This is a genomic window from Streptomyces sp. TG1A-60 (genome assembly GCF_037201975.1).
GTDB lineage: Bacteria > Actinomycetota > Actinomycetes > Streptomycetales > Streptomycetaceae > Streptomyces.
In genome coordinates, this window is sequence record NZ_CP147520.1 from 5,418,635 (window position 1) to 5,434,828 (window position 16,194).

13 protein-coding genes are annotated in these 16,194 nt (G+C 69.9%); 12 read left to right on the plus strand and 1 reads right to left on the minus strand.

Features of this window, described 5'->3' with window-relative positions:
* Window positions 1–6: 6 nt before the first annotated feature.
* The 6 genes from iolB (at window position 7) to WBG99_RS23560 (ending at window position 9,769) form a co-directional block, all read left to right on the plus strand.
* A complete protein-coding gene (iolB, locus tag WBG99_RS23535; protein ID WP_338898207.1) occupies window positions 7–855 on the plus strand; it encodes a 5-deoxy-glucuronate isomerase in 849 nt (282 codons plus the stop codon).
* Window positions 852–2,747, plus strand: a complete 1,896-nt coding sequence (gene iolD / locus WBG99_RS23540) for a 3D-(3,5/4)-trihydroxycyclohexane-1,2-dione acylhydrolase (decyclizing) (protein WP_338898208.1) — start codon at window positions 852–854, stop codon at window positions 2,745–2,747. Before iolB ends, iolD begins: the two co-directional genes overlap by 4 nt.
* A gap of 16 nt (window positions 2,748–2,763) precedes the next feature.
* Window positions 2,764–4,266: a CoA-acylating methylmalonate-semialdehyde dehydrogenase gene (mmsA, locus tag WBG99_RS23545; protein ID WP_338898209.1), complete on the plus strand. Its 1,503-nt coding sequence runs from the start codon at window positions 2,764–2,766 to the stop codon at window positions 4,264–4,266.
* Between the two features lie 225 nt (window positions 4,267–4,491).
* Window positions 4,492–7,149, plus strand: coding sequence for an alpha/beta fold hydrolase (locus WBG99_RS23550; protein ID WP_338898210.1), 2,658 nt, complete (start codon window positions 4,492–4,494; stop codon window positions 7,147–7,149).
* Entirely contained in the window at window positions 7,146–8,027 is an 882-nt protein-coding gene (locus WBG99_RS23555; protein ID WP_338898211.1) for an ABC transporter permease subunit, read from the plus strand. The genes WBG99_RS23550 and WBG99_RS23555 overlap by 4 nt, the downstream gene beginning before the upstream one ends.
* 158 nt (window positions 8,028–8,185) lie before the next feature.
* Entirely contained in the window at window positions 8,186–9,769 is a 1,584-nt protein-coding gene (locus tag WBG99_RS23560; RefSeq protein ID WP_338898212.1) for a von Willebrand factor type A domain-containing protein, read from the plus strand.
* Here the strand turns inward: WBG99_RS23560 and WBG99_RS23565 are convergent.
* On the minus strand, window positions 9,766–10,380 hold the full coding sequence (locus tag WBG99_RS23565) for a chorismate mutase (protein ID WP_338898213.1): 615 nt from the start codon (window positions 10,378–10,380) through the stop codon (window positions 9,766–9,768). The genes WBG99_RS23560 and WBG99_RS23565 overlap by 4 nt on opposite strands.
* Before the next feature lie 125 nt (window positions 10,381–10,505).
* Here WBG99_RS23565 and WBG99_RS23570 point away from each other — a divergent pair, with 125 nt between their 5' ends.
* From WBG99_RS23570 to WBG99_RS23595, 6 genes are all read left to right on the plus strand, one after another.
* Window positions 10,506–12,434: an AMP-binding protein gene (locus WBG99_RS23570; RefSeq protein ID WP_338898214.1), complete on the plus strand. Its 1,929-nt coding sequence runs from the start codon at window positions 10,506–10,508 to the stop codon at window positions 12,432–12,434.
* A 294-nt stretch (window positions 12,435–12,728) separates the two neighbouring features.
* A complete protein-coding gene (locus WBG99_RS23575; RefSeq protein ID WP_338898215.1) occupies window positions 12,729–13,007 on the plus strand; it encodes a hypothetical protein in 279 nt (92 codons plus the stop codon).
* 350 nt (window positions 13,008–13,357) lie between these two features.
* On the plus strand, window positions 13,358–13,618 hold the full coding sequence (locus WBG99_RS23580) for a hypothetical protein (protein ID WP_338898216.1): 261 nt from the start codon (window positions 13,358–13,360) through the stop codon (window positions 13,616–13,618).
* 393 nt (window positions 13,619–14,011) lie between these two features.
* The gene (locus tag WBG99_RS23585; protein ID WP_338898217.1) at window positions 14,012–14,269 is read left to right on the plus strand and encodes a hypothetical protein; all 258 of its coding nucleotides are present in this window, start codon (window positions 14,012–14,014) and stop codon (window positions 14,267–14,269) included.
* Window positions 14,270–14,670: 401 nt separating this feature from the next.
* Window positions 14,671–14,928 carry a hypothetical protein gene (locus tag WBG99_RS23590; RefSeq protein ID WP_338898218.1) on the plus strand — a complete coding sequence of 86 codons (258 nt, stop codon included), beginning with the start codon at window positions 14,671–14,673 and terminating at the stop codon, window positions 14,926–14,928.
* A gap of 223 nt (window positions 14,929–15,151) precedes the next feature.
* Window positions 15,152–15,406 (plus strand): hypothetical protein, encoded by a 255-nt coding sequence (locus WBG99_RS23595; RefSeq protein ID WP_338898219.1) that lies wholly within the window; start codon window positions 15,152–15,154, stop codon window positions 15,404–15,406.
* The last annotated feature ends 788 nt before the right edge of the window (window positions 15,407–16,194 follow it).

The window sequence follows — 16,194 nt, forward strand, 5'->3', positions numbered from 1 at the left end:
GGCCGCATGACACAGAAGACCGAGCTGTACGTACCCAAGGGCGCCACCTCGAACGACAGGTACGCCGTCGACATCGACCCGGAGCGGGCCGGCTGGACCCACAGCAGCCTGCGGATCGTGGAGCTGGGGCCCGACGGTACGCACCTGTTCACGACCGGGGACAGCGAGTGGATCGTGCTGTCCCTCAACGGCGGTTGCACGGTGCGGGTATCGGGCGAATCCGGCCGATCGGGCGGCGAAGAGGACGCCGAGTTCCAGATCCTGGGCAGGGAGAACGTGTTCGCCGGAGTCTCCGACTTCGTGTACGCGCCCCGCGACGCCCGGGTACAGATCGCCTCCGGCGCGGGGGGCCGCTTCGCTTTGGCAGGAGCGAAGTGCGAGCGACGACTCCCCGCTCGCTACGGCCCCGCGCCGGAGGTCCCCGTGGAAGAACGAGGCAGCGGCACCTGCGCCCGCCAGGTGCGCAACTTCGCCTCCGCCGACGCCTTCGCGTGCGACAAGCTGATCACCGTCGAGGTCATCACCCCCGGTGGCAACTGGTCCTCGTACCCGCCGCACAAGCACGACGAGGACCGGCCGGGGGAGGAGACCGAGCTGGAGGAGATCTACTACTTCGAGATCGACGGCCCGAACGGCTTCGGCTACCAGCGCGTGTTCCCCTCCCGCGAGGGCGGATCCGAGGTGCTGGCCGAGGTCCGCTCCGGTGACGCCGTACTCGTCCCCGACGGCTGGCACGGGCCGTCCATCGCGCAGCCCGGCCACAGCATGTACTACCTCAATGTGATGGCCGGGCCGGGCTCCGAGCGGCAGTGGCGGATCTGCTTCCACCCCGACCACACGGAGGGATACCGATGAGCTCGCGGACCCCGACGACGCGGCTCACCGTCGCGCAGGCCCTGGTGCGCTTCCTCGCCGCCCAGTACACCGAACGCGACGGCGAACGGCGGCGCCTGATCGGCGCCACCTGGGGCATCTTCGGGCACGGCAACGTCGCGGGCCTCGGGCAGGCGCTGATCGAGTACGCCGACGCCATGCCGTACCACCAGGGCCGCAACGAACAGGCCATGGTGCACGCGGCGGTCGGCTACGCCCGGCAGTCGGGCCGGCTGTCCACGCACGCCGTGACGACGTCGATCGGGCCCGGCGCCACCAACCTCGTCACCGGGGCCGCCCTGGCCACGATCAACCACCTCCCGGTCCTGCTCCTGCCCGGCGACGTCTTCGCGACGAGGCCCGCCGACCCGGTCCTCCAGCAGCTCGAAGTCCCCTACGCGGGTGACATCAGCGTCAACGACACCCTCCGCCCGGTGTCGAAGTACTTCGACCGGATCACCCGCCCCGAGGCGCTGGTCCCGGCCGCGCTGCAGGCGATGCGCGTCCTCACCGACCCCGTCGAGACGGGCGCGGTCACCCTCGCCCTGCCGCAGGACGTGCAGGCGGAGGCGTACGACTGGCCGGAGGAGTTCTTCGCCGAGCGGACCTGGACCGTACGCCGCCCGGCGGCCGACGTCGCCGAACTGGCCGCCGCGATCGGTGCGGTCCGCGGGGCCGGCCGCCCGCTGATCGTCGCCGGCGGCGGCGTCCACCACGCCCGCGCCGAGGAGGCGCTCGCCGAACTCGCCGACGCGACGGGCATCCCGGTCGCCTCCACCCAGGCGGGCAAGGGCTCGCTGCGCCACGACCACCCGCAGGACGTCGGCGGCATCGGCCACACCGGCACCGCGACCGCCAACGAACTCGCCCGCACCGCCGACCTGGTGATCGGTGTCGGCACCCGGTACACGGACTTCACCACCGCCTCCGGCACCCTCTTCGCCGCCGACGGCGTCCGTTTCCTCAACCTCAACATCGCGCCCCACGACGGCCACAAGCTCTCCGGGCTGCCACTGATCGCGGACGCGCGGGCGGGGCTCGAAGCGCTCGCTGAGGCGCTGGAACCGCACGGGCACCGGGTCGCGGACGCGTACGTCGCCGAGTACGCGCAGGACAAGCAGCGCTGGGAGCACCGCGTCGACGCCTGCTACGAGGCCGACGAACCGGACACCCGCCCCACCCAGGCCCAGGTCCTCGGTCTCCTCGACGAGATCGCCGACGAGACCGACATCCTCATCAACGCGGCCGGCTCCCTCCCCGGTGACCTCCACAAACTGTGGCGGACACGGTCGCGGGACCAGTACCACCTGGAGTACGGCTACTCCTGCATGGGGTACGAGATCCCGGCCGCGATCGGTGTCCGGATGGCCGCTCCCGGGCGGCCGGTGTGGGCGCTGGTCGGCGACGGCACGTATCTGATGATGCCGACCGAGATCGTGACGGCCGTGCAGGAGAACGTCCCGATCAAGGTGCTGCTCGTGCAGAACCACGGGTACGCCTCCATCGGCGGCCTCTCCGAGACGGTCGGCGGTGAGCGGTTCGGCACCGCCTACCGGCACCGCGACCCCGAGGACGGCCTGTTCACGGGCGCCCCGCTGCCCGTGGACCTCGCCGCCAACGCGGCCAGTCTCGGCATGCGTGTGCTGCGCACACGCAGCATCCGCGATCTGCGCGCCGCCCTCGCCGAGGCACGGGCGGCCGACACTCCCACATGTGTCTACGTGGAGACCCAAACGGCAGACACAGTGTCGGGCCCGCCTCCCGCGCAGGCCTGGTGGGATGTACCCGTGGCCGAGACCGCGACCCGCACGTCGGCGGTCAGGGCACGCGAGCAGTACGACCGGCACGTCTCAACCCGACGCCGCCATCTGTGAGTGAGGAGTTCTGGGCATGACGAAGATCGTCAACCACTGGATCGGCGGCAAGGCCGTCGAAGGCGCGTCGGGTACGTTCGGTCCGGTCACGGACCCGGCGACCGGCGCGGTCACCACCAAGGTCGCCTTCGCGACCGTCGACGAGGTCGACGCGGCGGTACGCACCGCCAAGGAGGCCTTCGCGACCTGGGGCCAGTCCTCGCTGGCGCAGCGCACGGAGATCCTGTTCCGCTTCCGCGCGCTGCTGGACGCCAACCGTGACGCGATCGCCGAGCTGATCACCGCCGAGCACGGCAAGGTGCACTCGGACGCGCTCGGCGAGGTCGCGCGCGGCCTGGAGATCGTGGACCTGGCCTGCGGCATCAACGTCCAGCTGAAGGGCGAGCTGTCGACGCAGGTCGCCAGCCGCGTGGACGTCTCCTCGATCCGCCAGCCGCTCGGCGTCGTCGCCGGCATCACGCCGTTCAACTTCCCGGCGATGGTCCCGATGTGGATGTTCCCCATCGCCATCGCGACCGGCAACACCTTCGTGCTCAAGCCGTCCGAGAAGGACCCCTCGGCCTCCGTCAAGATCGCCGAACTGCTCTCGGAAGCCGGGCTGCCGGACGGCGTGTTCAACGTCGTGCACGGCGACAAGGTGGCCGTCGACCGCCTTCTGGAACACCCGGACGTCAAGGCCGTCTCCTTCGTCGGCTCGACCCCCATCGCCCGCTACATCCACACCACCGCCTCCGCCAACGGCAAGCGCGTCCAGGCCCTGGGCGGTGCCAAGAACCACATGCTGGTCCTGCCCGACGCGGACCTCGACGCGGCGGCGGACGCGGCCGTCTCGGCGGCCTACGGCTCGGCCGGCGAGCGCTGCATGGCCATCTCCGCAGTCGTCGCCGTCGGCGCGATCGGCGACGAACTCGTGAACAGGATCCGCGAGCGGGCCGAGAAGATCAAGATCGGTCCCGGCAACGACCCGACCTCCGAGATGGGCCCGCTGATCACCGCCGTGCACCGCGACAAGGTGGCCTCGTACGTGACGGGCGCGACGGCCGAGGGCGCGGAAGTAGTCCTGGACGGCACCGGCCACACGGTCGACGGCTTCGAGAACGGCCACTGGATCGGCATCTCGCTCCTCGACAAGGTCCCCACGTCCGCGAAGGCCTACCAGGACGAGATCTTCGGCCCGGTCCTGTGCGTGCTGCGCGTCGACACCTACGAGGAGGGCATCTCCCTCATCAACGCCTCCCCGTTCGGCAACGGCACCGCGATCTTCACCCGGGACGGCGGCGCCGCCCGCCGCTTCCAGCTGGAGGTCGAGGCCGGCATGGTCGGCGTCAACGTCCCGATCCCGGTCCCCGTCGGCTACCACAGCTTCGGCGGCTGGAAGGACTCCCTCTTCGGGGACCACCACATCTACGGCAACGACGGCACCCACTTCTACACCCGCGGCAAGGTCGTCACCACCCGCTGGCCCGACCCCGCCGACGCCCCCACAGGCGTCGACCTGGGCTTCCCGCGCAACCACTGAGGCCCGTACAGGTGCCCCGCCCCATCCCTCTCGCGGGAAGGGGCGGGGCACCGCCCTGTCCGGCCCCCTGTCCGGCCCGACCTATCAGCTTGCTGTCAGTCCACCCCGCGCCCCGGCATACCGCGACCGCTGTATGCCGAATTCCTCCCGTACGACCGTGGTATGGCCCACTCTTCCGACCGGAGGGTGCCCCGGGGTGTCGATGGGGACCCTTACCGTTGACGCATGGATCTTCGACAGCCCGGACCGCGACTGCGCGGGGCGCTGCGGCGGAGGCCGCGGCGGACCATCGCCGCCGTGGCCGCCGTCGTCGTGCTCGCCGGCGCGGGCACCTGGACGGCCACCGCCTCGGACGAAGCGGCGCCGGTGAAGCGCACCGACCAGGCCATGGACACGGCCGAGGGCGTGCGCATCGACACCTCTTACTTCACTTCCGGCGCGGGTGGCCGCCGCCCGGCCGTCCTGCTCGGGCACGGCTTCGGCGGCAGCAAGAACGACCTACGGCGGCAGGCCGAGGACCTCGCCCGTGACGGGTACGCGGTCCTGACCTGGTCGGCGCGCGGCTTCGGGAAGTCGACCGGCAAGATCGGGCTGAACGACCCGAAGGGCGAGGTCGCCGACGTCTCCCGGTTGATCGACTGGCTGGCGAAGCGCCCCGAGGTCCAGCTGGACAAGGACGGCGACCCGCGCGTGGGCGCCGCGGGCGCGTCGTACGGCGGGGCGGTCTCGCTGCTGGCCGCCGGACACGACGACCGGGTCGACGCCATCGCGCCCGCGATCACGTACTGGAACCTGTCGGACGCCCTCTTCCCGAACGGCGTCTTCAAGAAGCTGTGGGCCGGTCTCTTCGTCAACACCGGCGGCGGCTGCGACAGGTTCGAGGCCCGGCTGTGCGAGATGTACCAGCGGGTCGCCGAGACCGGGCAGCCGGACGCGGAGGCCGTGAAACTCCTCGACGAGCGCAGCCCCGAGGCCGTCGGCGACCGCATCAAGGTACCCACCCTGCTGCTCCAGGGCCAGACCGACTCCCTCTTCCCGCTCGGCCAGGCCGACGCCGCCGCCCAGGCGATCAAGGCCAACGGCGCTCCCGTGGACGTCGACTGGATCTCCGGCGGCCATGACGGCGGCGACATGGAGACGGCCCGCGTCCAGGCCCGCACGCACGCCTGGTTCGACCGCTATCTGAAGGACGACAAGGGCGCGGACACCGGCTCGGCGTTCCGCGTCACCCGCACCCTCGGCGCCGGCTCCGGCGACGGTGAACCGCGCCTGAGCGGCACGGACGCCGACGCCTACCCGGGCCTGGAGAGCGACCTGCGGCCGATCGCCCTCGCCGGCCGCGAGCAGAGCTTCGCGAACCCGGCCGGCGCCAACCCGCCCGCCGTGTCCGCCCTGCCCGGCCTCGGCGCCGCCGGCGGCCTCGCCCAGCTCTCCTCGCTCGGCGTCGGCGTCTCCCTCGACTTCCCCGGCCAGTTCGCCTCGTTCGAGTCGAAGCCCGTCGCGGACGGCCTCCAGATCACCGGCTCGCCCACGGCCACGGTCCAGGTGAAGTCGACCGGCGAGGACGCCGTCCTCTTCGCCAAGCTCTACGACGTCGGCCCGAACGGCACCTCGCAGGTCCTGCCCTCCCAGCTCGTCGAGCCCGTCCGGGTGGAGGGCGCCAGGTCCGGCAAGGACGTCGAGCTCACCCTCCCGGCCATCGACCACGAGCTGGACGACGGCCACAGCCTCCGCCTGGTCCTCGCCTCCACCGACCTCGGCTACGCCTCCCCGGCCGCCCCGGCGACGTACACCGTCTCCCTCAAGGGCGACCTGGAGGTGCCCACGCCGCTCGGCGGGGCCGACCGGACGGACGTGCTGCCCGCCTGGGTCTGGTACCTGCCGGCCAGCGGCGCGGTGATCGCGGCCCTCCTGCTCGTCACCGGACGCCGCCGCATCGTCACCCCCGCCCCCGATCCCGCGCTGGCCGAGGTCCCGCTCCAGATCACGGACCTGAGCAAGAAGTACAAGAACGGCGACCGCTACAGCGTCCGCGACCTCTCCTTCCGCGTCGAGAAGGGCCAGGTCCTCGGCCTCCTCGGGCCGAACGGCGCGGGCAAGACAACCACCCTGCGCATGCTGATGGGCCTGATCCGGCCCGACGGCGGTCAGATCCGCGTCTTCGGCCGCGCGATCGTGCCGGGCGCCCCGGTGCTCTCCCGGGTCGGCGCCTTCGTCGAGGGTCCGGGTTTCCTCCCGCACCTCTCCGGCCGCGAGAACCTGGAGCTGTACTGGCGGGCCACCGGCCGCCCGGCGGAGGACGCCCACCTGGACGAGGCGTTGGAGATCGCCGGGCTCGGTGACGCCCTGGCCCGCGCGGTCCGCACCTACTCCCAGGGCATGCGCCAGCGCCTGGCCATCGCCCAGGCCATGCTCGGCCTGCCCGACCTGCTGATACTCGACGAGCCGACGAACGGACTGGACCCGCCGCAGATCCGCGAGATGCGCCAGGTCATGATCCGGTACGCGGCGGCCGGCCGCACGGTCATCGTCTCCAGCCACCTGCTGGCGGAGGTCGAGCAGACCTGTACGCATCTGGTCGTCATGGACCACGGGCAGCTCGTCCAGGCGGGCCCCGTCAGCGAGATCGTCGGTTCCGGCGACACACTGCTGGTCGGCACGTCCGAGACCGTGGACGAGCCGATCGTCGAGAAGATCGCCGCCCTTCCGGGCGTCGACTCGGCCGTGCGCACCGACGACGGCCTGGTGGTCCGCCTCGACACCGAGGGCAGCGCCCGGCACCTGGTCGCCGAACTCGTCCGGCTGGAGGTCCCCGTGGAGTCGGTCGGCCCGCACCGCCGCCTGGAAGACGCCTTCCTCACCCTGATCGGAGAGTCCGCATGAGCACGCTGGCCGAGCGTGCCGAGCACGCAGAGCCCGTCGAGGTCGCCGAGGGCTACCGCGCGGGCCGCACCCTGCCCCTGCGGGTCGAGCTGGTCCGGCAGCTGAAACGCCGTCGCACGATGGTCATGGGCGGCATCCTGTTCGCCCTGCCGATCGTGCTGCTGATCGCCTTCCAGGTCGGCGGCACACCGGGTGACGGCAACGGCCGGCTGAACCTGATGGACACGGCCACCGCGTCCGGGGCGAACTTCGCCGCGGTGAACCTGTTCGCCGCGGCGGGCTTCCTGCTCGTCATCCCCGTCGCACTGTTCTGCGGCGACACGGTCGCCTCGGAGGCCGGCTGGTCCTCCCTGCGCTACCTCCTCGCCGCACCCGTGCCCCGCGCCCGGCTGCTGTGGTCCAAGCTCGTCGTCGGGCTCACCCTCAGCCTGGCGGCGCTCGTGCTGCTGCCGGTCGTCGCGCTCGCCGTCGGCACGGCCGCCTACGGCTGGGGCCCGCTGGAGCTGCCCACCGGAGGTGAACTCGCCGCGGGCGCCGCCGCCCAGACCCTGGTGATCACCGTGGCGTACATCTTCGTGTCCCAACTGGTCACCGCCGCGCTGGCGTTCTGGCTCTCGACCAGGACCGACGCCCCCCTCGGCGCGGTCGGCGGCGCCGTCGGCCTCACCATCGTCGGCAACGTCCTGGACGAGGTGACCGCCCTCGGCGACTGGCGCCACTTCCTGCCCGCGCACTGGCAGTACGCCTGGCTGGACGTCGTCCGCCCGCAGCCCGAGTACACCGACATGATCCAGGGCGTCGCGATCTCCATAACGTACGCGCTGGTGCTGTTCGCCCTGGCCTTCAGGGGTTTCGGCCGCAAGGACGTCGTCTCCTAGGTCACCGGAGGATCACCCGCCGGTCTCGACCGGGGCCCGTCGTGGCCGCTTCGAGACGCATCCGCAACACCCCGTAGCGCACATCCGGGCCCCCTCGGCCGTCACAGTCGAACAATCGCCCGCGAAAGGGCGACAGGTGACGTGGCTAGGGGGCCCGGATGCACACGTATCGCAGGACAGGGACGACGACACGACGGCGGCTGGGCACCGTGCTCCTCGCCCTGGGCACGGCCGGCGCCCTCCTCCTCACCGGCTGCGGCCAGAGCGGCGACGGAAGCGACTCCTCGTCGCACGACCGGGGACAGGCCGACAGCCGCCCCGACGACGGCTTCCCGGCCCCGGCCCCCGAGGGCACCGGCGCGGGCGAACGGCGGGGCGAGCGACCGGACGACGAGTCCCGCGACGTCGCCCCGTCCCCCGACCACCTCTCCACCTTCGCCCTCGACGTCGACACCGCCTCCTACGGCTACGCCCGCCGCACCCTGAACGACGGCAACCTGCCCGACCCCTCGACGGTCCGCCCGGAGGAGTTCGTGAACAGCTTCCGGCAGGACTACGAACGCCCGGACGGCGACGGCTTCTCCGTGAGCGTCGACGGTGCCCGGACGAACGACGAGGACTGGTCCCTGCTCCGCGTCGGCCTCGCCACCCGCGCCGCCCAGGGCGACAGCAGACGTCCGCCCGCCGCCCTCACCTTCGTCATCGACGTCTCCGGCTCCATGTCCGAACCCGGCCGCCTCGACCTCGCCCAGGACGCCCTGCGCACGATGACGAACCGGCTGCGCGACGACGACTCCGTCGCCCTCGTCACCTTCAGCGACGAGGCCGAGACCGTCCTGCCGATGACCCGCCTCGACGACAACCGGCACGAGATCCGCGACGCCGTCGGCAGCCTGGAGCCCACCGACTCCACCAACCTCGCCGCAGGGGTCGAGACCGGCTACGAGACCGCGGTGGAGGGCCTGCGCAAGGGCGCCACCAACCGCGTCGTGCTCCTCTCCGACGCCCTCGCCAACACCGGCGACACCGACGCCGAGACCATCCTCGAACGCATCGCGGGCGAACGCCGCGAGCACGGCATCACCCTCTTCGGCGTGGGCGTCGGCAGCGACTACGGCGACGCCCTGATGGAACAGCTCGCCGACCAGGGCGACGGCCACACCACCTACGTCTCCACCGAGGAGGAGGCCGAAGAGGTCTTCTGCGAGGAACTCCCGCGCCACATCGACCTCACCGCCCGCGACGCCAAGGCCCAGGTCTCCTTCGACCCGTCGACGGTCGAGGAGTTCCGCCTGATCGGCTACGACAACCGGCAGGTCGCCGACGAGGACTTCCGCGACGACCGCGTCGACGGCGGAGAGGTCGGCCCCGGCCACACCGTCACCGCTCTCTACGCCGTCCGCATCAAGGCGGGCACCGAGGGCGGCCACCTCGCCACCGCCACCGTCCGCTGGCTCGACCCGGACAGCCGCACCCCGCACGAGGAGTCGGCCGCCCTGGAGGCCTCCGCCCTGCACGACGACCTGTGGGCCGCCGCACCGTACGGCCTCCGGGTCGCCGCCGTGGCCGCGTACTTCGCCGACTCCCTGCGCCGGGACGACGGACGCTGGTCCGGCCTCCCGGCAAGCCCCTCGATCCGCGAACTGTCCTACCGCGCCGACGACCTGGCCGGGGACCGCGAGGACAAGGACGTGTACGCCCTGGCCGAGGCCATCGAGACGGCGGACCGGCTGATGGGTTAGGGGCTGTTCTCACACACCGAGGCCGATGCCCGCACCAGGCCCTCCGCGTGCAGCCGGTCCAGCCGGTGTCCGAAGGCCGACCGGACCGCCGCCACCCGCAGCCGGGGCCCGCACGACGTCCCGGCCCGCAGGGTCCGCGTCTCCTGGAGCGCGGTCAGCAGCTGAGTGGTGATCCGGTCCAGCACCGGCCGGACCTCCTTCACCAGGTCGGGCCGCTCGGTGGGCCGCTCCTCGGGATGCGCGTCCCAGCGGGCGTACAGGCCCCGCTGCACCAGCTTGTTGGCCTCGATCTGGTCCCGGAACACGGCGGTCACCGCCTGCGGATCGAGGCCGAGCCCGGCGGCCCGCGCCGCCACGTCGTCCAGGATCGTCTTCTCCCGTACCGGATCGTCGATCGGCGTGGCCGTCCCGTACTTGGCCGCCGCGACCTTGTCCGCGACGAGCAGCCGCTCGGCGAACAGATCCGTCAGCGCGGTGAGCGAACCGGCACCCGCAACCGTACGAGGGGGAGCGGGGGAGGAGTGGGCGACGGCCGGTACGGCACCGGACAGGGCCACGGCGGACGAGACACAGACGGAGATCAGGACGGACCTGAGGCGATGGGGGCGCATGATCCACGCTTATCACATGTCCCACCCGCCCCCGGGAGTGCGCCGGAAACCATTGAAATTTCCTTACGCGCGGGTAAGTTGACTCGTCGGTAATGAAGCAGTCGTGGGCCTCGGGGAGCCGTGTGATGGGCGTACGCAAGGACTTGAGCCGGGCGAAGCAGCGCGGCGGCCTGGCCGACCGCGTCAGGGTCGAGGTGGTCAAGGACGCGCGGGGTGTCGTCCGTGAGGCACGCACCCCCGCCCTCGTGCCCGGCGCGACGAGCGGCAGCATCGCCGACCTCCCCTTCGTCAACGCGACCGAGGCCCCGGGCGCCGTGGTCCTGCGCCGCGCCGACCACCACGGCGACTACCAGCCGGTGACCGCCACCGCCTTCGCCCGCGAAGTCACCGCAACCGCCAAGGGGTTGATAGCCGCCGGTCTCGAACCGGGCGGCCGGGTCGCGGTGATGTCCCGCACCCGCTACGAGTGGACCGTCCTCGACTTCGCCATCTGGGCGGCCGGGGGCCAGTCCGTCCCCATCTACGCCACGTCCTCGCCCGAGCAGATCGAGTGGATCGTCCGCGACTCCGGCTCCCGCTTCGTGATCGCAGAGACGCCCGAGAACACGGACGCCGTCGCCGCCGCGACCGCCCGGCACTCCCGGCCCCCGCACGTCTGGCAGCTCGACGACGGCACGGGCGCCCTCACCCAACTCGCCGACCTGGGCCGCGACATCCCCGAGGACGAGGTCGCCAAGCGCCGCGCCGCCCTCACCCCCGACACGGCCGCGACCATCTGCTACACCTCCGGCACCACCGGCCGGCCCAAGGGCTGCGTCCTCACCCACGCCAACCTCCACGCGGAGGCCGCCAACACGGTCGAACTGCTCCACCCCGTCTTCCAGGAGGTCAGCGGCCAGGTCGCCTCCACCCTCCTCTTCCTCCCCCTCGCCCACATCCTCGGCCGGACCATCCAGATCGCCTGCCTGCTGGCCCGCATCGAGCTCGGCCACTGCCCGAGCATCAAACCCGCCGAACTCCGGCCCGCCCTCAAGAAGTTCCGCCCCACCTTCCTCGTCGGCGTCCCCTATCTCTTCGAGCGGATCCACGCCACCGGCCGCGCCACCGCCGAACGCATCGGCCGCGGCGCCTCCTTCGACCGCGCCCACCGCGTCGGCGTGCGCTTCGCCCGCGCCCACCTCGACAGGTTCCTGGACCGGGGCCCCGGCCCCACCCCCGGCCTGTACGCCGCCTGGGCCCTGTACGACCTGCTGGTCTACCGCCGCGTCCGAGGAGAACTCGGCGGCCGGATGCGCTACGCCATCAGTGGCGGCTCCCCGCTCGAACGCGACCTCAACCTCTTCTTCTACGCCGCCGGCGTCATCGTCTACGAGGGTTACGGCCTCACCGAGACCACCGCCGCCGCCACCATCGTCCCGCCCCTCAAACCCCGCCCCGGAACGGTCGGCCAGCCCGTCCCCGGCACCGCGATCCGCATCGCCGACGACGGCGAGGTGCTCATCAAGGGCGACATCGTCTTCGGCACCTACTGGAACAACCGGGTCGCCACCGAGGCCGCCCTCACCGACGACTGGTTCGCCACGGGCGACCTGGGCGCCCTCGACGAGGACGGCTACCTCACCATCACCGGCCGCAAGAAGGACGTCCTCATCACCTCCGGCGGCAAGAACGTTTCCCCGGCCGTCCTGGAGGACCGTCTCCGCAGCCGCCCGCCGGTCGGCCAGTGCATCGTCGTCGGCGACAACCGCCCGTATGTCGCCGCCCTGATCACCCTGGACCCCGAGGACGTCGCCCACTGGCTGTATGTCCGCGGCATGCCCGCCGACACCCCGCTCTCGGAGCTGGCGAACGACCCCCGTATGCGCGAGGACGTCCAGAAGGCCGTCGACTACGCGAACCAGGCGGTCTCCCGAGCCGAATCCATCCGCGCGTTCCGCCTGGTGGAGGGCGTTTTCACCGAGGAGAACGGGCTCCTCACCCCGTCCCTCAAGGTCAAGCGCCACGTGGTGACGACGGCGTACGAGGCTGAGATCGAGGCGCTGTACCACAGCTGACGCCCTCCGAGCCGGCTCCCGAACGGCGTCGGCCGCGCAGCACCAGGACTCCCCACGGGCCCTGTTGAGTGACTCCCTACGTGGTCGGCGTCGAACTCGCGAGGCCGCAACAGACCGTTCAGCCCGATGCTCAGCGGACGGCCACCGTCACGGTGCCCACGGTCCAAGCCGGTTACGCCAAAAGGTGCATAACCTGACTACTGCCCTTCAGCCGGATGTATCGGAAATGGTGTGTTTGGAGAGGCCCGTGTTAGTTTCGGTGACGAGTCGGACACGGTCCGTAAGGATGGTCGTGTGCGTGAAGAAATCGGAGACGTGATGAACAAGTTCAAGAGGGCTGCTGCCGTGGCGGCCATGGTCGGCGGTCTCGGTCTTGCCGGTGGCGGGGTGGCCAGCGCCAACGGCGGCGACTACTACGACGTCCCCTTCCCGTTCGCTGTCGGCAACCTGCAGGTCGTGGAGTGCGACCAGGAGTTCGACGGTGGTGCCGCGTTCGCCCCCATCGCCACGGCCACCGGTGACGTGGAGCAGAACATCGGCAACTTCTGCACGGTGATCGGCAGCGTGGACTGACGCCAGGACGTGCCGCGGAGGGGTGTTGACCTTCCGGGGCGTGCACGGAAGGCGCCTCCGGCGGGTGGTGGGACAAGGGTGTGTCTCTTGTTTCCGCTGCCTGTCGGAGGCGTTCTGTTTTGGTTTTCTGTGGCGGCGTGGCGGCGTGGCCGCCGCATCGTTCCGGTGCTTCGGCCTGATGGGTGACTGGCTCCGGCTGTTCTGATTTCCGTAAGGGCGTATAGCGGTATTGATGCTGATGCGTCGCTTGTGTCGGAAATGGTGGACTTGGAGGAGCTTGTGCTAGCTTCGGTGGCGAGTCAAACACGGTCCGTAAGGGCGGTCGTGTGCGTGAAGGAATCGGAGACGTGATGAACAAGTTCAAGAGGGCTGCTGCCGTGGCGGCCATGGTCGGCGGTCTCGGTCTTGCCGGTGGCGGGGTGGCCAGCGCCAACGGCGGCGACTACTACGACGTCCCCTTCCCGTTCGCTGTCGACAACCTGCAGGTCGTGGAGTGCGACCAGGAGTTCGACGGCGGTGCCGCGGTCGAGGCCCCCGTTACCCCGACCGTCGGTGGCGACCTGGAGCAGAACATCGGCAACTTCTGCACGGTGGTCGGCAGCATCGACTGACGTCAGGACGTGCCGCGGTGTCCGCGGGTGGCGTTGCTGCCTGAGGGTGACTGTGCCGCGGAGGGGTGTTGACCTTCCGGGGTGTGCACGGAAGGCGCCTCCGGCGGGTGGTGGGACAAGGGTGTGTCTCTTGTTTCCGCTGCCTGTCGGAGGCGTTCTGTTTTGGTTTTCTGTGGCGGCGTGGCGGCGTGGCCGCCGCATCGTTCCGGTGCTTCGGCCTGATGGGTGGCTGGCTCCGGCTGTTCTGATTTCCGTAAGGGCGTATAGCGGTATTGATGCTGATGCGTCGCTTGTGTCGGAAATGGTGGACTTGGAGGAGCTTGTGCTAGCTTCGGTGGCGAGTCAAACACGGTCCGTAAGGGCGGTCGTGTGCGTGAAGGAATCGGAGACGTGATGAACAAGTTCAAGAGGGCTGCTGCCGTGGCGGCCATGGTCGGCGGTCTCGGTCTTGCCGGTGGCGGGGTGGCCAGCGCCAACGGCGGCGACTACTACGACGTCCCGGCCCCCTTCGCCGTCGACAACCTGCAGGTCGTGGAGTGCGAGCAGGAGTTCGACGGCGGTCTCGCGTTCGCCCCCGTCGCCACGGCGGTCACCGGTGACGTGGAGCAGAACATCGGCAACTTCTGCACGGTGATCGGCAGCATCGACTGACGTCAGGACGTGCCGTGGCGTCCGCGGGTGGCGTTGCTGCCTGAGGGCGACTGTGCCGCGGAGGGGTGTTGACCTTCCGGGGTGTGCACGGAAGGCGCCTCCGGCGGGTGGTGGGACAAGGGTGTGTCTCTTGTTTCCGCTGCCTGTCGGAGGCGTTCTGTTTTGGTTTTCTGTGGCGGAGTGGCGGAGTGGCGGAGTGGCCGCCGCATCGTTCCGGTGCTTCGGCCTGATGGGTGGCTGGCTCCGGCTGTTCTGATTTCCGTAAGGGTGTATAGCGGTATTGATGCTGCTGCGTCGCTTGTGTCGGAAATGGTGGACTTGGAGGAGCTTGTGCTAGCTTCGGTGACGCGTCAAACACGGTCCGTAAGGGCGGTCGTGTGCGTGAAGGAATCGGAGACGTGATGAACAAGTTCAAGAGGGCTGCTGCCGTGGCGGCCATGGTCGGCGGTCTCGGTCTTGCCGGCGGCGGGGTGGCCAGCGCCTACTGTGACGGCGACTACGACGCCCCGGCCCCGTCCGCCGTCGACAACCTGCAGGTCGTGGAGTGCGAGCAGGAGTTCGACGGCGGTCTCGCGTTCGCCCCCGTCACCACGGCCACCGGTGACGTGGAGCAGAACATCGGCAACTTCTGCACGGTGATCGGCAGCGTCGACGACTGAACCGATGCGCGGTTGAGAGGGCGGGTCTCGTGCCTCCGGTGCGACACAGGTCCCTCCAGTGCTTGACGCATCGGACGCCCTGACGGCTCGGGGCCGCAGGGGGCAGAGGTAATGATGTACAGAAAAGGAGACGTCCGGGCTGTGGAAGCTGACGTTTCCTTTTGCTGTTCTGGTGGGGCCGCGACGTTTCGTAGTGGCCGCGAGTCGATCCATGGAGATACGCGTGCGCAGGTTCAAGAACATCATGCTGGTGACAACTGTTATCGGCAGCATCGGCCTGACGGGTGCCGGTGTCGCCCAGGCCCACGATGCTGGTGATGACCAGCCCGAGGTCGCCGTCGACAATGCACAGTTCCTGAAGTGTGAACAGGAATACAACAGCTTCTCCCTGGTCGAGGTCAATGTGCCGATCACCGTCGGGGGCGAGAGCGTCACGAATATCGGCAATTTCTGCACGCAGGTCGCTCCAAGCCGGTGATCGAATGATTGCCCGGAGGCTGGTTCATGCCGTGCGGCCCACCGGAGGCATGTGGTCTCCGGCCCCGGGCCATGCGGCAGTCGCTGAACGAGGAGATCTCGGTTCGGACTGACAATCGAATGAAGCCGGACCTCTCTGCGTGTGCGCAGCGTTGATCCGACACGGACAGCGGCCATCCTCCCGATGGTCGCTGACGTCTTTTCAGCTGTCGGGAGTGACGCTCTCCTGTGGAGTCGAACGGAGCACCGTGTTCATCTCGATATCATCCGATCAGTGCAATTCACATCAGCGGCCAACACGGGGCTATTCGGATGAAGCTTGATGGCTACTCATCCGTAAGGCGGTAACTCGCTTGATCCAGAGGTTTACTGCTGATGCGCCATCGATTCCATCCTTCCCGCCGAAGGGGAATCCGATCCGAATCGCACCTCGGAGGGAACATGACTGATGTGATTATCCTGCCGCGTTGCCCGGAGACGGGGAAGGCGTCGTTCCGCAATGAATCCGAGGCGAGGGACTGGCTGGTAAGGCAGCCGCTGTTGGACAGGATCCCGGATCGCATCTACCGGTGCTCCGACTGTCAGTACTGGCACTTCACCGGGTCCCATCACTGGACGAGTCGGCAAATCGGGTGGCGGCGAAACTATGGCAGGCGTGAAATCACTTCCCGGCGCAACGGTGGGAAGAGAAAAAGGAAGTGACCGCCGCGTCGGCCGGAAGTTCCCACTAATTCGATCAGACTTATTCGATCAGAAAGACAACGAGATTGCGAAAGAACCTGAGCAAGG

Excerpts from the sequence above, each read along its gene's own strand:
- iolB (WP_338898207.1), top strand. The coding sequence starts at position 7 with ATGACACAGAAGACCGAGCTGTACGTACCCAAGGGCGCCACCTCGAAC.
- iolD (WP_338898208.1), top strand. The coding sequence starts at position 852 with ATGAGCTCGCGGACCCCGACGACGCGGCTCACCGTCGCGCAGGCCCTG.
- mmsA (WP_338898209.1), top strand. The coding sequence starts at position 2,764 with ATGACGAAGATCGTCAACCACTGGATCGGCGGCAAGGCCGTCGAAGGC.
- WBG99_RS23550 (WP_338898210.1), top strand. The coding sequence starts at position 4,492 with ATGGATCTTCGACAGCCCGGACCGCGACTGCGCGGGGCGCTGCGGCGG.
- WBG99_RS23555 (WP_338898211.1), top strand. The coding sequence starts at position 7,146 with ATGAGCACGCTGGCCGAGCGTGCCGAGCACGCAGAGCCCGTCGAGGTC.
- WBG99_RS23560 (WP_338898212.1), top strand. The coding sequence starts at position 8,186 with ATGCACACGTATCGCAGGACAGGGACGACGACACGACGGCGGCTGGGC.
- WBG99_RS23565 (WP_338898213.1), bottom strand. The coding sequence starts at position 10,380 with ATGCGCCCCCATCGCCTCAGGTCCGTCCTGATCTCCGTCTGTGTCTCG.
- WBG99_RS23570 (WP_338898214.1), top strand. The coding sequence starts at position 10,506 with ATGGGCGTACGCAAGGACTTGAGCCGGGCGAAGCAGCGCGGCGGCCTG.
- WBG99_RS23580 (WP_338898216.1), top strand. The coding sequence starts at position 13,358 with ATGAACAAGTTCAAGAGGGCTGCTGCCGTGGCGGCCATGGTCGGCGGT.
- WBG99_RS23585 (WP_338898217.1), top strand. The coding sequence starts at position 14,012 with ATGAACAAGTTCAAGAGGGCTGCTGCCGTGGCGGCCATGGTCGGCGGT.
- WBG99_RS23590 (WP_338898218.1), top strand. The coding sequence starts at position 14,671 with ATGAACAAGTTCAAGAGGGCTGCTGCCGTGGCGGCCATGGTCGGCGGT.